The 17,454-nt window shown below is 39.6% G+C and carries 14 protein-coding genes; 10 read left to right on the top strand and 4 right to left on the bottom strand.

Annotated elements, in window-relative coordinates; translation table 11 throughout:
• Positions 1-76 precede the first annotated feature (76 nt).
• Positions 77-1,693 carry a glycosyl hydrolase gene (locus D1B33_RS10950; protein WP_118876442.1) on the top strand — a complete coding sequence of 539 codons (1,617 nt, stop codon included), beginning with the start codon at positions 77-79 and terminating at the stop codon, positions 1,691-1,693.
• A 108-nt stretch (positions 1,694-1,801) separates the two neighbouring features.
• Here the strand turns inward: D1B33_RS10950 and D1B33_RS10945 are convergent, their stop codons facing one another.
• Positions 1,802-2,347: a histidine phosphatase family protein gene (locus D1B33_RS10945; RefSeq protein ID WP_118876441.1), complete on the bottom strand. Its 546-nt coding sequence runs from the start codon at positions 2,345-2,347 to the stop codon at positions 1,802-1,804.
• Between the two features lie 403 nt (positions 2,348-2,750).
• Between D1B33_RS10945 and D1B33_RS10940 the strand changes: the two genes are divergently transcribed.
• From D1B33_RS10940 to D1B33_RS10925, 4 genes are all read left to right on the top strand, one after another.
• A complete protein-coding gene (locus D1B33_RS10940; protein ID WP_118876440.1) occupies positions 2,751-3,788 on the top strand; it encodes an alpha/beta hydrolase in 1,038 nt (345 codons plus the stop codon).
• A 35-nt stretch (positions 3,789-3,823) separates the two neighbouring features.
• Positions 3,824-4,723 (top strand): ABC transporter ATP-binding protein, encoded by a 900-nt coding sequence (locus D1B33_RS10935; RefSeq protein ID WP_158582962.1) that lies wholly within the window; start codon positions 3,824-3,826, stop codon positions 4,721-4,723.
• Complete coding sequence (locus D1B33_RS10930) at positions 4,716-5,534, top strand: ABC transporter permease subunit (RefSeq protein WP_118876438.1); 819 nt, start codon at positions 4,716-4,718, stop codon at positions 5,532-5,534. The genes D1B33_RS10935 and D1B33_RS10930 overlap by 8 nt, the downstream gene beginning before the upstream one ends.
• A 149-nt stretch (positions 5,535-5,683) precedes the next feature.
• Positions 5,684-6,772 carry a serine hydrolase domain-containing protein gene (locus tag D1B33_RS10925; RefSeq protein ID WP_118876437.1) on the top strand — a complete coding sequence of 363 codons (1,089 nt, stop codon included), beginning with the start codon at positions 5,684-5,686 and terminating at the stop codon, positions 6,770-6,772.
• A 467-nt stretch (positions 6,773-7,239) separates the two neighbouring features.
• Here the strand turns inward: D1B33_RS10925 and D1B33_RS10920 are convergent, their stop codons facing one another.
• The gene (locus tag D1B33_RS10920; protein WP_118876436.1) at positions 7,240-8,199 is read right to left on the bottom strand and encodes a formylglycine-generating enzyme family protein; all 960 of its coding nucleotides are present in this window, start codon (positions 8,197-8,199) and stop codon (positions 7,240-7,242) included.
• A 169-nt stretch (positions 8,200-8,368) separates the two neighbouring features.
• Between D1B33_RS10920 and D1B33_RS10915 the strand changes: the two genes are divergently transcribed.
• The 5 genes from D1B33_RS10915 (at position 8,369) to D1B33_RS10895 (ending at position 16,452) form a co-directional block, all read left to right on the top strand.
• Positions 8,369-9,985 carry a sulfatase family protein gene (locus D1B33_RS10915; protein ID WP_118876435.1) on the top strand — a complete coding sequence of 539 codons (1,617 nt, stop codon included), beginning with the start codon at positions 8,369-8,371 and terminating at the stop codon, positions 9,983-9,985.
• A gap of 483 nt (positions 9,986-10,468) precedes the next feature.
• Positions 10,469-11,920, top strand: a complete 1,452-nt coding sequence (locus D1B33_RS10910; protein ID WP_118876434.1) for a S8 family serine peptidase — start codon at positions 10,469-10,471, stop codon at positions 11,918-11,920.
• A 308-nt stretch (positions 11,921-12,228) separates the two neighbouring features.
• Entirely contained in the window at positions 12,229-13,638 is a 1,410-nt protein-coding gene (locus D1B33_RS10905; protein ID WP_118876433.1) for a YfcC family protein, read from the top strand.
• Between the two features lie 20 nt (positions 13,639-13,658).
• Positions 13,659-14,816: a M20 metallopeptidase family protein gene (locus D1B33_RS10900; RefSeq protein WP_118876432.1), complete on the top strand. Its 1,158-nt coding sequence runs from the start codon at positions 13,659-13,661 to the stop codon at positions 14,814-14,816.
• Positions 14,817-15,552: 736 nt separating this feature from the next.
• Positions 15,553-16,452, top strand: coding sequence for a sulfurtransferase (locus tag D1B33_RS10895; protein WP_118876431.1), 900 nt, complete (start codon positions 15,553-15,555; stop codon positions 16,450-16,452).
• Between the two features lie 80 nt (positions 16,453-16,532).
• On the opposite strand, the gene rlmH is transcribed toward D1B33_RS10895, so the two are convergent.
• On the bottom strand, positions 16,533-17,012 hold the full coding sequence (gene rlmH / locus D1B33_RS10890) for a 23S rRNA (pseudouridine(1915)-N(3))-methyltransferase RlmH (RefSeq protein WP_118876430.1): 480 nt from the start codon (positions 17,010-17,012) through the stop codon (positions 16,533-16,535).
• A gap of 231 nt (positions 17,013-17,243) precedes the next feature.
• On the bottom strand, positions 17,244-17,408 hold the full coding sequence (locus D1B33_RS10885) for a CxxH/CxxC protein (protein ID WP_118876429.1): 165 nt from the start codon (positions 17,406-17,408) through the stop codon (positions 17,244-17,246).
• Positions 17,409-17,454: the final 46 nt, after the last annotated feature.

The following is a 17,454-nucleotide window of genomic DNA, read 5'->3' as shown; positions in this document are numbered from 1 at the left end:
ACAATAAAATGCCATAATCTTTAACAAAAAATTCCGGGCGTACCTTATAATGAAGTAAAACAATTGGAGGAAATAAATGAAAAAAATATACTTGTCCATTATCATATTGGCACTCTTCGGTTTCTCTTTCCTAACCGAGGAAGTAAAGGCAAACTCATGGGTGGATTACAATAAGGGGATCCAGTTGCTTGAAAAAAGGAACTATGCCAAAGCAATTCCTTATTTAAAAAGGGCTGCAACAGAGAGCAATAATGCGTCCTACTATCGAAAACTGGCCCAGGCCTACGAAGCAAACAAACAATATCAAAAAGCATCCGACACTTTGTACACGGAAGCGAAACTTCATTATAAAATCGGCATGAAAACGGGAGACATGAATACCTATCATGCAGTCATTGCCATGGCTGAACGCTTAAACAGCGAACTCGAACTATATGCGGAAGAACAGGTGCGACCGAAGAACACAAAATCGCTTGCGAAATATGAACCAGCGGCGGGAATGTACATAGGTGCTTTTATAGACGGCGATGAGCTCCTAGATAAATACAAAAGAGAAGAAAAATACAAAGAGTTCAATAAACAAACAGGAAAAAACCATGCTACATACTTCCGCTATTTGAAATATGGCGATGATTTTCCAACGGATGATTGGGCCATGAATGTTAAAAAGAACGGTGCTGCCATCCATCTTGCACTGGAGCCTAAAAATGGGCTTGGGGAAGTAAAGGATAATCAATATCTCCGCGAATTTGCACGTGCGGCTGCAGCAATGGAAATGCCCATTTTTCTTCGCTTTGCAGGAGAAATGAATGGAAACTGGGTACCGTGGCATGGCAATCCTTCCAAATATAAAGAGGCCTTCCGCACAGTTTCACGCGTAATGAAACAAGAAGCCGAGAATGTGGCGATGGTCTGGTCACCTGGATCTGAACCAAGAGACACCATTAATGAATATTATCCTGGTGATGCGTATGTAGATTGGGTAGGCACAAGCATTTATAATGTTCGTTTTTTCAACAATGACGTGAAGAAATCTGCTGAACATGATAATCCATTGGAATCGCTTGATTTCCTCTACAAAGAATATGCCAACCGCAAGCCGATCATGGTGAGTGAATATGGCGCTACAACATACAGTAAAGCCGGCAACATGGACACAACGAACTTTGCCATCAATAAGATGAAAATGCTTTATCATGGGGCAATGCTGAAATACCCAAGAGTGAAATCGGTTCAATGGTTTAGCGTCAATGCAATCAAAAATGCTCGGCCTGGCCGGAAGCTGAACAACTATAGTCTAATGGAGAACAAAAAACTGTTCTCGGCCTATTCTGCTTTAATTAAGCATGATTATTATTTAACGGATGTGGTGAATGGGCCGTTTGCAAAAGCTCAAAAACCGGCAACACCAACTGTTGTAGCTCTTGAGAAGAAAGTCATCCGCCAACCGACTACAATCTATGCGTGGACCAAAATCTATGATCCAAACATCTCAAAAGTCGTGTTTAAATTAAACGGGAAATCTTTTGGCGAAAGCCGCAGCTATCCATTTTCAGTTAAAATCAATCCCAATAATTTAAAAAGCGGAAAGCAGAAACTTCAAGCCTTGGTTTATGATTCTAAGGGCAAAGTGGCCATTAAAAAAAGCGTCACATTCCAGACGGGCAAGGAACAAAAGCCTGCAAAAGACTAGAAACATTAGCATCAATATTAAATAATCCCATCCAAACCACTAAATAGGCAAAATCTTAGCTGAAAAATTCATCTACATAAGGAATTTTTCAGCTTTGTTTTTTAAGATCTAACCACCTAATTTATTTAAGTCCCCCAAAGACAATCGCTTAATAACATCGTAACCTTTGCCCTCTCCTTTAGGCTTGATCAGTACTGTCCCCATATAAGGAATGTCGCCTAAACCGAGACCTTTCGGAAAAGTGTGAGCAACAATCACTTTATTTTTGCCCTTCTTTGGAACGATTTCCATAACCGAATTAAAGGTAGTCAAAATTCTCTGTTGTTCATCGCTAAGTAAATTTCCACTCAATCGATAGACCTCAAACCAAAAAGGATTGACTTGAACGCTGCTCTTTCCAAATGCCATCTGAGCTGTTTCTATGTTTCTGCAAAAAGGGCTTGCAGAAACAGGAGCTTGAATCGGTATTTGCAACTGCCTCAGAACTTCACCATAAGAAATAGCCTGCTGTCGTCCCTTTTCAGAAAGGTTTCTTTGGGTGAAGCAGTCTTGAAAATTTAAAAAGGGCAAATCATTTCCGACAGTTGCTTCCCCGTGCCTTGCATAGAATATATATCCTCCTTTTCTGAGGGAGTTAAGCAAGGATTGCTCCAAAACCACCTTCTCCTTTCAAGGTTCGTGCTATTTTACCTAATGTATGTTAATTGGCAAGGTTTGTTAAAAACAGGGACTGAATTGGAGAACCAACAGTTTCTTTTTAAAAGCTATGGCCCTCTGTCTTATCTGCTACGAATAAAAGCGGAAAGCCCCCTACGCAAGACCCTTTATAGATACTTCTCCTCCAAAACAAATAAACAAAACTATAGTTGTTTTGTAAATTCATGTAAAATTTTTCGTGATTATGTAGATAGAAAACAGTACTTTTATCCTATCTATTGTTATATAATATTCCGTGGAAGAATATTCCTTATAGTGAAGTAGCAAAGATTAGTAACGGCCTGGTTTAACTTTTGGTTGGTCTGTTTTAAATAAAAATATACTTTTCAAGGAAAAATCATTGAAGAAAGCAGGGGAAAAAATGTTACTGGGATTAGTAGTATTAATGGGATTACTCTTACTAGGATTAATTTACGAACAAATTTCACGGGCCAAAGATGCGAAAAGGCTTCCTGCCGGTAAAATGATTGATATGGGCGGCTATCGTCTCCATGTTATGGATGATGGCCAAGGAGGACCCACGGTTATCATAATTCATGGAGCCGGTGATTGCTCATATTCATGGATGCATATTCGTAAAGAAATATCTAAGTTTACTAGAGTGATTACATATGACCGTGCAGGTATGGGCTCGAGTGATCCCGGTCCCCTGCCAACTCCCGAGCATACCATCAAAGAACTTAAAAACCTGCTAGACAAAACCGGCGGCCCCGGACCATTTGTACTTGTGGGCCATTCCTTGGGGGGACTGATCGCCCGGCTCTATGCTTTGAAATATCCCAATCAGGTGGCTGGCATAGTATTTTTGGATTCAACGCATGAGTTTCTAAAGGATGATGCCAAGTTCAAGCAAGGCTTTGCTATCATCGGCTTTATGCTGAAGATACTAAGACTGATGTCTCCATTTGGCATTCCGCGCTTCCTTGGCAATACTCTAGGCATTATTCCGATGTATGGCAATGAACGCTCCTATTACAAACAGCAGCTTAGTGCCGATGAGTATAAGCAATGGAAAGGGATGGTTTACAGTATTTTTGCCGGTAAGACAGCTGGTGCAGAATTCAAATGTGCCTGGGCACACCTGAAAGAAGCATCGAATCAATTAAATAACAGTACTGAAAAATCCCAATTTGGCAACCTTCCAATCGCTGTACTAAACAACCCGGGATTCGGTGACCAATGGACCGAGATGCAAAGAGAATTGGCCTCCCGTTCCACCAACAGTATCCATAGGATTAGTGATCACAAAGGACACAGTCTGCAAATGCCACGACCCGAATATGTTATTGAAGCAATCCATCACGTAGTCGAACAGGTACAGGAACGTAACGGTCAAATTCTTGCTGAATCCTATCGGGAACATAAACAGCTATCCTAAGGACGCAACAAATTCTCAAAATGAGGGGTGATAGATTGATAACAGTTAGAGAAGTTAGCAAAAGCTTTTCAAATCAGCGGGTGTTAAACAAAACCAGCCTTACTTGTCAAAAAGGGGAGATTTTAGGGCTATTAGGACCCAATGGTGCGGGAAAAACAACTTTGATTCGAGTATTGAACGGGGTCATCTTACCTGATAGCGGGGAGATTTCAATTAATGGATATGACCCTGTAATAGATGGCCATGAAATAAGAAAAGTTACAGGAATTGTTACGGAAAGTGCCGGGCTCTACCACCAAATGAATGCAGTTGAAAATCTCGCATTTTTTGCTGATATTTATGGAGTTAAAAACAAATCACGCATCTATGATTTATTAAGACAATTCGGACTTGATGATCATAAATCTAAACCCATAGGTACATATAGTACAGGTATGAAAAAAAGACTGGCACTGGCAAAGGCACTCTTGCATGAACCGAGCATCCTGTATTTAGATGAGCCGACGAATGGGTTGGATCCGGACGGGATATCCATGGTTTTGTCCTATTTAAAAGAATATAACTATCAAAATGGAACTACTGTGCTTATTTGCTCTCATGTTCTACACCAATTAGAAAATGTTTGCAGTTCCTTTGCCTTTTTGGATAACGGACATATCATCGATAGCGGTTCACTTTTACAATTGCAAGAAAAGTATTCTACTCATATTAAACTCAACATCCATACCAATATGAAAATAGAGAATGGAAATGTATCTGGATTTCCATGTGAGCAATTAGAAAATAATCATATCCGAGTGACAGTAAATCACAAAGACGAGATTTCACCGCTTTTAAAAAATATTCTCCTTGAACATTGGATTCATTCCGTCGCAATAGAAGAACAGGATTTAGAATCCATCTATTTTATGATAAGGAGTCGGAACAATGAATAGGACTGTTTTGAAGGCTATTACCAAAAAAGATATAAAGGATATTTTCAGAAGTAAAACACTTTTGCTTACGATAATCTTAATCCCTGTTATCTTTTCTCTTATTATTCCTGCAGGTGTTGTGTCTACAATCCTGTACTTTGATTTTGAGTTGGATACAGGTACCCAAAAAATGTTGGATAAATTTCTATTGAAAGTTGGAAACGAGGAAATTCTCGCATTTTCTTTAAAAGAACAGTTAGTATACCTGTTTGTTAACTATATGATGGTATCGTTATTTCTTTTAATCCCTGTTATCACAGCATCAACCATAGCAGCGAACAGTCTCGTTGGAGAAAAAGAACGAAAAACATTGGAGAGTTTATTATTTGCTCCGATTACTGTTAAGGAATTATTTATTTCTAAAATCTTATCATCTTTTATTCCTGCTTTTAGTGTTTCCTTGATCAGTTTTATACTAAGCGGCATTATCATCAATGGGTTATCCTACTCTACCTTCAAGGAACTTATTTTTCCTTCTATGAACTGGATTGTATTAGTACTTCTTCTTTTGCCAATGGTTCTGATTTTGACGATTCTATTGAACGTTCTCATATCCTCAAGGGTAAAAACATATCAAGAAGCGACAAACTTAGGAGGAATTATCGTTCTGCCTGTTTTAGGGATACTCATTGGCCAAGTAAGCGGCTTATTTTTTCTCGGGCTAGGCTTGATGGTCATCCTAAGTACTATTATTTTGATTATTAATCTAGTCCTGCTGAGACAGATTGCGAAATATAACGATCGTCATCTGCTGTTTGAGAAGCAGATTTAGTTTTCTAAAAAATAATTGAAGGAATTAAATAAGTTGCTTTCAGCCTGAACCCCAGTCTTTCTTTCAACCTGCTTATTTGAATCCCCAAAAAATAAATGGAGATTTTCTATGATTCTTTGAATCAACTAAAAAGAGAAGAGGTTGGCCTTATGAGAAAGTTTTTTAAAATTGCCCTAATTTTCGTTTTAACACTCGGAGTCTTAGGTGGTGCTTCTTTGTTAGCGTTCGGTCGTGACAATCATGGAAATTTATCCGGAAGCATTCCCGAACAAATCGATCAGTATTTGTCAAATCAAGAATTCCAGGGAGCAGTCTTAATTGCTAAGGATGGAGAATTATTATTTAAAAAAGGATACGGAATGGCTGCCCCTAATGTGCAAAATGGCACGGATACTTTATATCAAATCGCTTCGTTGTCAAAATCGTTTACGGCTGTTGCTATCATGCAACTTGCAGAGAAGCAAATGCTTACTGTGGATGACCCCCTCGCGAAGTATTTTCCCAACTTTCCAAATGCCGATACCATCACACTCGGACATCTGTTAAGTCATAGCTCGGGAATTCCGGATTACCTAAACCCAGACTATCAATTTGATTACAGTCAAGTCTGGGAACCTAATGATATTATCGAGGTTGTACGCAACGAACAGTTGGAATTTACTCCAGGAGAGAGCTTCAGTTACAGCAATACAGGTTACGTACTCCTTGGACTCATTATCGAACAAGTAAGCGGGCAACCATATTCTGACTATATAGAAGAACATATATTCATTCCAAGTGGTATGCATCATTCCATGTTCACTATTCCGGAAGGATCTCCGGCAGCAGAGGGACATGTGGAAGGGGAATCTGGCCCACGTATGGATAATTCCGCAGCATTTGCAGCAGGGGATATTATTTCTACCGCCGAAGATTTGGCACTCTTTGATGAGGCATTACGCCAAAACCTGCTAGTATCTGAGGAAACGACAAAACAGATGGGAACGACTCATGCTTCAAAGTTTCCATACCAATATGGGTATGGCTGGTATACGCAGGATGTTTTGGGGCATAAAGCAGTAGGCCATTCCGGCGGATACCCAAGCGGCTTCCGTCACTATGTTGTTCGACTCCAGGATGAGGATCTTACGGTTATTGTGCTTAGCAACGAAATGACCGTGAATTCAAAGACAATTAACCGTAACCTGACTTCTATTGTTTTACAAGAACCTATTTGGATTTGGCAAGAGCTTCTTTGAGTAGATTTTATAACTTATCATCCTTCAAGTTAAAATTGGATAAGAGAGTGACACTATCACCAAAAATTGGGTTTGCCAGAGGATTTAACCGGCAACTGGAGAGGGAATTTATCGTAGTGGATTTGGAAAGCAAAAACTTTACTTGGTGGCCATTCATGGGGGAGTGTTCTTGGCTCCCTCCTGGCTCAGGAATATCATGATTATATTGGCGTCGGTCAGATTGTTAGTACGGTAGAAGGCGAAAAAATTTCCTTTGGCACCAGTAAAGCAACTAGTGTGGTTTGAACACTCCGGGCATTGTCTTCCGTTTGAAGAGCATGAAGAATTTAATGAATTGTTGTGCCAAGTTGAAAAATCTGTCGGATGAGACAGATTTTTTTATAGCCATTTTACTCTTTATCGCACTGGATGTTATCTGCTTATCTAAAACGCTAAATTGGGAAGTTATTTTATTCAATCAAAGATTGCTAAAATGAATGTCGATCGACGACACAGCGAAATCCAGTATTTCCAGTTGAACTGTCTGGTGTATTGGATGACCTTGCCGCGACCCGGTAGCGACTACAGTAGGATTCATGACAAAGATATGAACCTCCGCGAATAACCCTGCTCATTCCAAGTTTCGGACCTGTAGGATTATCATTCCCGCCCTTTTGGTCAGGCTGGTCAGTAAACCAGTCCATACACCACTCCCAAACGTTTCCAGACATATTATAAAGTCCGTACCCATTAGGAGGAAATGACTTTGCAGGAGCTGTACCGAGATAGCCGTCCTCTTCCGTATTCATACTTGGAAAGTCACCTTGCCAGATATTGCAGGCATGTTTTCCTTCGGGCATTAATTCATCTCCCCAAGGATAGCGCTTTTGCACCAAACCACCACGGGCTGCATATTCCCATTCCGCTTCAGTAGGAAGCCGTTTGCCTGCCCATTTGCAGTAAGCAACTGCATCGTTCCATGACACATGAACAACCGGATGATCCATAATGTCCTTAATCGAAGAGTGGGGGCCTTCCGGGTGATTCCATGCTGCCCCTTCCACAACCAGCCACCATGGTGTGCCCGCTACAGCCTGGTTTACATACGGCAGCATTTTCTCTGATAAAAGTAAATGAAAAACAAATGACCAGCCAAACTTCTCAGCGTCTGTGACGTAGCCTGTATCCTTTATAAAATCCCTGAATTCTGCATTTGTCACTGCATAGGCATCCATATAGAAGGGATCAACAGTTACATCACGAATTGGTCCTTCGCCATCTGCCGGAAAACCGTCCTGATCTTCAGTCCCCATTTTAAACATTCCGCCCGGTATGAAGACTAGTTTATCTCTCCCTAGTTTTTTCGCTGCTTGAGTAACTTTTATAACCTGTGATTCTCTTGGTTTATTTCTCTGCAGTCCGGCACTGCAGCATGAATTCTCTCTCATTTATCGCTACCCCCTCCCATTCTTTATCCTTCTGTTTTCCCTTATAAACCAAACGACTTGAAAGTTAGTTTATATGACATGGGAATGTAAGTTAAGAGCTACACTGTTTTTTAAAAAAGACAATGGGTAGACAAGTAATAAGTATATTCATATTAAAGGAGTCAAAAAAATGTCAAACACAAAACCGAACATCGTATTAGTTTTTGCCGATGACTTAGGATATGGAGATGTTTCCTGTTTCAATCCTGAGTCAAAAATCAAAACAAAGAACATAGATGCATTAGCTGAAGCAGGAATGCGTTTTACGGATACACATGCCACCTCAGCCCTGTGTACCCCGTCCCGTTATGGTTTGTTAACCGGTCGCTATAATTGGCGCTCCAGCTTGAAGAGCTTTGTAATACCAGGGGATTCCATGCCATTAATTGAAGAAGACCGCAAGACGATTGCCCATCTACTTAAAGAAAATGGCTATAATACAGCAGCTATCGGAAAATGGCACTTAGGCTTAAAATGGCAGTTGAAGGGGTACTTTGATTATGAAAAATTCGGGTTAAATCCTGAAGATTTCCACGAGAAAGAAACCCGGTTTGGCCGCGATGGCATTTTTGACATCTCAGCAGGAAGATTGGACTTTGAAGGATTGGATATTGATTATTCAAAACCAATCACATTTGGCCCAAATCAGTTGGGATTCGATTATTTTTATGGAACACCTGCCTCTCTTGACCAGCCACCGTATGTTTATATTGAAAATGACCGGGTTATTGAGGAACCCACAGACGTAACAGGCATACACATGATGGACCGGGCTGGACCCAACCATCAGAAGGAATGGCAAAATGGAGTAATCGCACCAAACTTTGTTCACAGGGAAGTTGCGGATAAAATGCAGAAAAAAGCATTGGAAATGATCGATCGGTTTGCAGAAGAAGACATGCCATTTTTCTTATACTATCCAAGCCATTTGGTGCATGGTCCACTTTTGCCTAATGAAAAATTCGAAGGAAAATCAGGTATCGGACCGTATGGCGACTTCGTACTTCAACTTGATCATTACATTGGTGAAATAATAGCTAAACTGAAAGAAAATGATTTATTTGATAACACAATTTTCATTTTTACAAGTGACAACGGGGCATCCGCTCTAGCTGATTTTGTTGCATTAAAGGAACATGGACATAATCCGAGCTATATTTTCAGAGGACTCAAAGGAGACATTTGGGAAGGTGGGCACCGCGAGCCAACGATCATTTCTTACCCGGCCATGATTCAAGGGGGTACTGTCTGCAACCATATGATCAGTCTATCTGACATCTATCGAAGTATTGCGGAAATCATTGGCACTGAAATTCCAGATGATGCAGCGGAGGACTCCATCTCCAATGTTCCATTATGGAAAGGAAAGAATGAGCCGGTACGTGAGGATATTGTCCATTCTTCTGCAAATGGAGGACTTTCAATTCGCCGTGGAGACTGGAAGCTGGAATGCGTGTACAATGGGGGCGGAATGATAAACTTCCGTGAAGGACTAGAAAATCAAGTTTATAAGCCTGTCGAATTATATAATTTGAAAGAAGACATATGTGAAACAAATAATGTCATCAATGAGCATCCAGAGCTTGTTGAAAGCCTCAAAAAGTCATTGGAAGAATATATTATCAATGGCCGCTCTACTCCAGGACGTCCGCAGGAAAATAACCGCAACAACCCCACAGGAGAATGGCCTCAAATCGGGTGGATGGACGGATATAAAGAGTATATTTCAAGGTTTAAATTCGATTGATCCAAGCGAGGGCTGGTCAGCAGGCGCCTTGATTGTTTAGTAAATGTTTGGCTCACTAATATAAATTCAGTAAAGCGAGACTTCGATTCGGCTATTTACACCCCTGGCTATACTATCTTTATCCTTCAAAATTAGATTTTCTTTCTATAATAAAAACGCACGCAGGGAATATGGCACCAATAATAGATTGGCATCACCATGTAACCCAGCGTGTTTCGCTTTCATATTATATCTCGTTTTTGATTGGGTTAAAACCGCCCCTTTTAATGCGGATCACCGAAACTAATCTAAATGAGATTTTATCTATTTAATAGATTCCTAGTCTTTTAGCAATAGCCAAGCAGCCTCCATTATAACTAGAAAATGGATGGATGGAATACTATAGATAGGCAAATCATCTCCTTTTTTAAAGTTTAAGGATAAACCTTCTAAACGTTGAATAGATAAAAGTATATTTTATTTTTTCAAAGGAGGAGAGTTTAAATGAAGAAAAAACTAGCAATTCTATCTATCTGTTCGGCTCTATCATTTTCTGCATTCGTTGGGTTTCCAACAAATGAAACGAAGGCTGCACCTGAAGAGGAGCATTATGTATTAGCGTATAAAGGGAATTTGCCGGGTAATTACTCAGAAACAATCTCTAAGGCAGGAGGAGCTGTTGAAAGAGTTATACCAGAAATCGGGATTGTTGAAGCAGCATCAGCAAATCCCGATTTTCTTTCAAAAGTGAAGGAAGATAAAAGTATTCAATCAGCTGGAAGAGAACTTGAAGCATACTTGGAAACTGATCCTGATGAGGCAGTGAATTTTACTCCTGGTACCCCAAACGGGCAGAAAGTGACTTTGGATTCAAACGCAGAAAGCTATTGGGATAAACAATGGGACATGCACCGTATTACCCATGAAGGGAAATCATATAAGTTAAATACAGGTAATCATGATACGGTTATCGCGGTTATCGATACAGGAATTGATTTTAGTCATCCGGATTTGAAGGAAAATGCAGATTTAGCGGGTTCAAAAACCTTCGTACCCGGCACTACAGATCCCTGGGACAAAAATGGCCACGGCACGCATGTTGCTGGATCCATTGCAGCTAACGGAAAGGTAAAAGGTGTTGGACCGGATTTAACGGTGAGAGCATACCGAGTTTTTGGAGCAACTGGGGGAGCACAGCAATCATGGATTACCGATGCAATTGTAGAGGCGGCAAATGATGGAGTAGAAGTGATTAATATGTCAATCGGAGGCTGGCGTTGGATGGCTCAAAACTTGGAGGAGAAGGGCGATTCTGCTTCAATGGTAGCCTACCACCGTTCCATTCAGTATGCCATCCAAAAAGGTGTTACTGTTGTGGTGTCGGCCGGAAATGACTCAAAAAATCTCGGTGATTTCCACGATATGCAGGCATATTGGAAGGATACTTACGGTATAGACATTAAAGGTCCATCCCGTGTCGTTCCAGCCCAAATTCCAGGGGTAATTACGGTATCTTCCTCAAATGAATGGTCCAATAATAGCATTGCCTTCTACTCAAATTACGGAAATGGCATCGACGTAGCCGGTCCAGGCGGAGATAACGGCCCATTATATGATAGTTTGTATCGTCAGAACCCAGCTGGGAACTATTTAAATAAACGTGACTTCACTTATCGAACATTGTCTACCTACCCTACCTATCCAGTCGCAGGTGGGAACGCAACTACGGAGTTTAGTGACGGCCAATGGCATGGCTATTCCTATTTGCATGGAACTTCCATGGCTGCACCGAAAGTCGCTGGAGTTGCTGGAGTCATTAAAGCCGCTCACCCTGAGTATACTCCTTCCCAAGTGGCAGCGGCTATCAGACAAAGCGCCATTGATTTCGGGAAAGTGGGGAATGATCCACTATACGGGGCAGGCGAAGCCAATATTTATAACTTCTTATCAAAGTAGGAATCGATAAATAATAGTTAGACCGCTGAGTATAAACTCAGCGGTTTTATTAATGAGTTAGGCTATAAATAATTCTTATTGATAGTCATGTTCATTATGAAGGCAATTCTCATAAATATACACAGTTCACCTAATCAACTGATAATAAAGATATACATATACAACTTTACATTAAATTACCACCACATAAAATTAATAAATTATAAAAAAATATATTAAAAATCATTGAATTGCATTTGAATATATATTAATATAAACTGCATAAATATTCACCAAAACTTAAATTAAACATAAAGGAGTTTATATTCATGCATCACGAACAGACAAAAGGAATAATTAAGAGCAAAAGAGCTCTCAACATAAACGCATTTGTTTTACTATTTTGCATTATTGTTATCGGGGCAATCCTCACCTATTTTTTACCGGCAGGTGAGTATGAGCGAATTGAAGAAAATGGCCGAACTTTAGTCGTACCAGATTCATTTCAATATACAGAATCATCACCTGTAGGTTTTTTAGATATTTTTAATAATATTCATATTGGGATGGTTAATGGAGCTGGCATAATATTCTTCGTTTTAATTGTCGGGGGAGCGTTTGGAATTTTAAAAGCTACCGGTGCCCTCGATGCTTTCATCATTTCAATCACAAAGAAATTGGGAAATAGAGAATTACTGCTAATTCCTGTACTTATGTTCTTTTTTGCCGTAGCCGGTGCCTTAATGGGATTGGCTGAAGAAACGATTGTCTATATTGCCATCATTGCGCCATTGGCTGTATCTTTAAAGTTGGATGCTATCGTTGGATATGCAATTGTTTCATTGGGTGCCGGGGTAGGATTTATGGCTGCAGTTCTCAACCCCTTTAATATAGGAGTTGCGCAAAGTATTGCAGAATTGCCTACGTTCTCTGGCATTGGCTTAAGAATCGCGCTCTTTTTTGTGTTGTATTTTGCTGCGGTACTATATGTATATCGATACGCGAAAAAAGTTAAGGCCAATCCAAACCTTAGATTTTTAGGTCATTTTACAAATGAAGACCAAGTTAAAATAAAGGCAGATGCCATTTTAACTTTCCGTCATAAAATAATATTAACTTTATTCTTGCTAAACTTTGTTGTTTTAATTTTTGGTGTGATCAAATATGGTTGGTATATTACTGAAATAGCAGGATTGTTTTTATTATTCGGGATTATATTTGGGATTGTAGGAAACTTATCCGCAAGCCAGATTGCAGATAGTTTTATTGATGGAGCAAAAGAATTAATTGGAGGAGCTTTAATCATTGGATTTGCTCAAGCAATTCTTGTCGTTATACAAGATGGAAAATTAATCGATACAATCCTGTACTCTGCTTCTACTTTACTTAGTCAGCTATCCCCTTTTTTCAATGTCATCGGAATGTTCTTTTTGCAACTTTTCCTAAATTTCCTAGTGCCGTCCGGAAGTGGGCAAGCTGCACTCACAATGCCAATCATGGCACCATTAGCTGATCTTGTTGGCATAACAAGACAAACGGCTGTACTTGCTTACCAACTTGGAGATGGTATTTCGAATTCCCTATTTCCTACTTCAGGTGTCCTGCTTGCAGGACTAGCTGTTGCTGGAATTCCTTTTACAAAATGGATTAAGTGGGTTTTGCCATTTATCTTTATCCAAATCATAATTAGTATTATTTTCTTGATTATTGCACAAGCCATTCAATATGGCCCATTTTAGTGAACTAATGGAGGTACTTCATGTTTCAATTACACTACGTTGATCAACAGCTAATTGACTGGTCGATTAAACAACGCAGACATTTTCATATGTACCCTGAATTATCGGGACAAGAATATCAAACGGCAGCTTACGTAAGAGAAAAATTAGGCGAATTCGGGATTCCGATAATGGAAAAATTTTCAAAGCCCAGCGTCATCGCTCATTTTAAAGGAACAGATGGTGAAAAAACGATCGCTTTGCGAGCAGATATGGATGCTCTCCCCATTATTGAAGAAGGAGACAAGCCCTATTCTTCAAAAGTTTCTGGCGTCATGCATGCATGCGCACACGATGGTCATACTGCTACTTTACTTGCAGCTGCCAAGTGGATGAGTGAAAATGCACATTTGGTAAAAAACAACATTGTCCTCATTTTCCAAAGCTCTGAAGAAATGTCGCCAAGCGGGGCACAACAACTTGTAAAAGAAGGAGTATTGGATAATGTTGATGCCATTTACGGTATTCATTATATGTCGAATATCCCTTTAGGCCAAATTGGATTTCCAGTAGGTCCCTTCATGGCATCAAGTGATGACTTTGATATCGTTATTGAAGGGAAAGGCGGCCATGCTGGGAACCCTCATGAAACGGTGGATCCCATTTTTATTGCAAGTCACCTTATACAAGCATTTCAGTCGATTGTCAGCCGTAATTTAAATCCTATACACGGCGGCGTGATGTCGATTACCGGAATTCAAACGGGTATGTCCTACAATGTAATTCCCGATAAAGTGATACTTTCAGGAACAATTAGAGCCTTAACGCAAGAAGGTGCCGAATTAATGCTCCGGAAAACGGCAAAGTTAACGGAGTACATTTGCGAAAGCTTTGATGCAAAGGGTCATTTAAAATTAATCGAGGGGACTCCTCCACTATACAATCACCAAGAAGCGTGTGACGTTGCCAGAGGAATTATAGAGAAAACCTTTGGCAATGAAGTCTTCTCATCAATTGAACCTGTATTCGGAGCAGAAGATTTTGCCTTCTACGTGAAGGAAAAAGTCGGGGCCTTCATTCATGTCGGCATGAAAAGTGAAAACAGCTCGTACCCTCACCATCACCCAAAATTCGATTTAGATGAAGCAGCGATTCCAGCGGGGATTGAACTGATGATCCAACTTGCAGTGAACGCGTAATGGGAGAACAATCGATAATGAACAAAAAGCCTTTGGTGTATACCAGAGGCTTTTTCATTGTTTACTTTTCTCTTATTCCTTTTTTAAGTTAGAAAATAACAGCCACCCGCTGATTATAAAAGCATGAGTTCAACCTTCTGCTTACCATTTAAAGAGATAAGCCGAATTTATAATTTATTTCACAAATGAAAAATCCATATAAGGGCATATTATGGTAGTCAAAATTATCGATAATAGAGTGAATTATATGCAAGGAAAGACAGCGATTATTACAGGCCGGGGCAGTGGATTCGGAAGAGAAACCTACTGACATGAATATCCCTCATTTACCAAATTAATTTTATACATAAATATTTCTGCATTTACTCTTCTACCTTTTAAATTCTTCTCTAATCATTTTGGTATACCCTTCTAAAGGTAAAAAAACACCTGAAACACGTTTATACCAGTATTCCTAGAAACATTTTTCTATTATCTATGATAAAGTTCTGCCTCCAAATTTAACTTTCAATTTACTGTGGCAAAACGGTAAACAAGTGCATAGTGCGGCTATTGCAGAATTTTTTGCGAGAGGACCGCAGCAAACCTAAAGTACAGAAAATCCTTGATATTATTAGACTTTACATTGCAAAAACTAGCTAAAGAATAAATAATTTAAACTAACCATTGTTTTACCAAATTTTTTTTGATACATTAATACCAAGTAAACAAATAAGAAAAGTTAAGGGGATGTATTATGACAACTATTCCATTGGTTGTAGATAGCGCTTGGTTACATGAGCGTTTAGATGACCCAAACTTAAGACTGCTTGATGCTACGACATTTTTAAGTATTCCAAACAAGGATGGTGAAACACCTGGCTTATGGTCTGGTCAGGATGCCTTTGATGAAGAGCATATTCCTAATGCTGTATTTGCAGATATTTTGAAAAATTTCTCAGATCGTAACGCAGCATTACCGATGACAATTCCAAGTCGTGAACAATTTGTAGAGGAAATCGAAAAACTTGGTGTTGGTGAAGACACGTACGTTGTAATCTATGATCGCGGTGCACTTGCCAATGCAGATGTAATTGCTTCTTACTGGGCATCTCGTCTTCGCTGGCAGCTAAAATATGAAGGCTTTGACAATGTCGCAATTTTAGATGGTGGACTTGTAAAATGGAAACTTGACGGTTATCCAACAACAACAGATAAGACAAGTTATCCAAAAGGCACATTCAACTTTACACGCCGCCCTGAGCTAGTCGTTAATAAAGATCAAGTACGTAAAGCGATTGATGATGATTCTGTTGTATTAATTAATAGCCTTTCTCCAGCGGATTTTTACGGTGAAACAAACACTTACCCACGTAAGGGCCATATCCCTACAAGTTTTAACGTCTTTTTTGGAAGCCACTCAAATCCTGAAACACATCTACTTTGGGACGACGAAAAGCTAAGTAAAGTTTTTTCTGAAATTGGCGCTCTAGATACAGAAAAAACAGTTATTACTTATTGTGGCGGTGGAATTGCTGCTACGTGGAATGCATTACTTTTAAACAAGCTTGGGCAAGAAAATGTGGCAATCTATGATGGCTCTATGAACGAATGGGCAGCTGATCCTAGTTGTCCGCTTGTAACTGGTAGAGAATAAAAAAACACCAAATAACAATCATAAAAATATGTGTTTTAAAATAAAAAAGCATGAGAATTTTTGTTCTCATGCTTTTTCTATTACTTATGGTACGGTTCTCCCTTAATAATCCGAAAACTCCGATAGACCTGCTCAACTAGCACAAGCTTCATCAACTGATGAGGAAGGGTCATTTTGCCGAAGCTCAGTTTTTCATCCGCGCGCTTGAGTACTTCGTCGTGCAGGCCGAGTGAGCCGCCGATGACGAAGGCGATTTTACTGGTGCCGTAGGTCATGAGGGATTCCAGGTCGGCTGCCATTTCTTCGGAGGATTTCATTTTTCCGTTGATTGCCAAGGCAATGACATGCGTACTGTCATTGATTTTTGCCAGGATCCGCTCACCTTCTTTCCGTTTCACCATGTCCATTTCCGCTTCGCTTAATTGTTCGGGTGCTTTTTCGTCCGGAACCTCTATTAATTCGATTTTGGCATAGGCGCTCAATCGTTTGACGTATTCCTCAATTCCCATCTTTAAATATTTTTCTTTTAGCTTTCCGACTGAGAGTATCGTTATATTCACAGCTTATCCACCTTTACTTTACCTTCACAATTTTATTTCCCAATCGTTCGCTTAAATTTCAATTTTCAATCTCTAATGCATCTGCACTGCATTCTTAGTGCCTTTCTTTTTTCATTTTAATTTGAAAATTTAAATACAAACAATTTATCCACCTTAATATTTCATTTACAAACAACTTATCCACAAAAGTTATCCACATATCCACACAAACAATCTATATATGGTGTAAAGTTATTTACTTGATACTATATATGTTGCATGCTCTTCACAGTAGGAACACTTTGTGGATAACTTTTCTTCTTCCGATACTTTATCCAGGATTGGGAACTCTTCCGTTTCTGCCACAAACATATCTAAAGCTTGATTTATATGGGTTTCACAGCTATAACTAATCAAATTTTTCTGCCTCCTTCTTTGCAAAAATTTTCACAAAATTATTCAC

Origin of the sequence: Ureibacillus yapensis, assembly GCF_003515775.1 — a bacterium.
Taxonomy (GTDB): Bacteria; Bacillota; Bacilli; order Bacillales_A; family Planococcaceae; genus Ureibacillus; species Ureibacillus yapensis.
This window is presented reverse-complemented; position numbering and strand designations above follow the sequence as displayed.

What these genes read in the sequence shown, in the direction of transcription:
- D1B33_RS10950 (WP_118876442.1), top strand. Translation starts at nt 77, where the DNA reads ATGAAAAAAATATACTTGTCCATTATCATATTGGCACTCTTCGGTTTC.
- D1B33_RS10930 (WP_118876438.1), top strand. Translation starts at nt 4,716, where the DNA reads ATGAATAGGACTGTTTTGAAGGCTATTACCAAAAAAGATATAAAGGAT.
- D1B33_RS10925 (WP_118876437.1), top strand. Translation starts at nt 5,684, where the DNA reads ATGAGAAAGTTTTTTAAAATTGCCCTAATTTTCGTTTTAACACTCGGA.
- D1B33_RS10920 (WP_118876436.1), bottom strand. Translation starts at nt 8,199, where the DNA reads ATGAGAGAGAATTCATGCTGCAGTGCCGGACTGCAGAGAAATAAACCA.
- D1B33_RS10915 (WP_118876435.1), top strand. Translation starts at nt 8,369, where the DNA reads ATGTCAAACACAAAACCGAACATCGTATTAGTTTTTGCCGATGACTTA.
- D1B33_RS10910 (WP_118876434.1), top strand. Translation starts at nt 10,469, where the DNA reads ATGAAGAAAAAACTAGCAATTCTATCTATCTGTTCGGCTCTATCATTT.
- D1B33_RS10905 (WP_118876433.1), top strand. Translation starts at nt 12,229, where the DNA reads ATGCATCACGAACAGACAAAAGGAATAATTAAGAGCAAAAGAGCTCTC.
- D1B33_RS10900 (WP_118876432.1), top strand. Translation starts at nt 13,659, where the DNA reads ATGTTTCAATTACACTACGTTGATCAACAGCTAATTGACTGGTCGATT.
- D1B33_RS10895 (WP_118876431.1), top strand. Translation starts at nt 15,553, where the DNA reads ATGACAACTATTCCATTGGTTGTAGATAGCGCTTGGTTACATGAGCGT.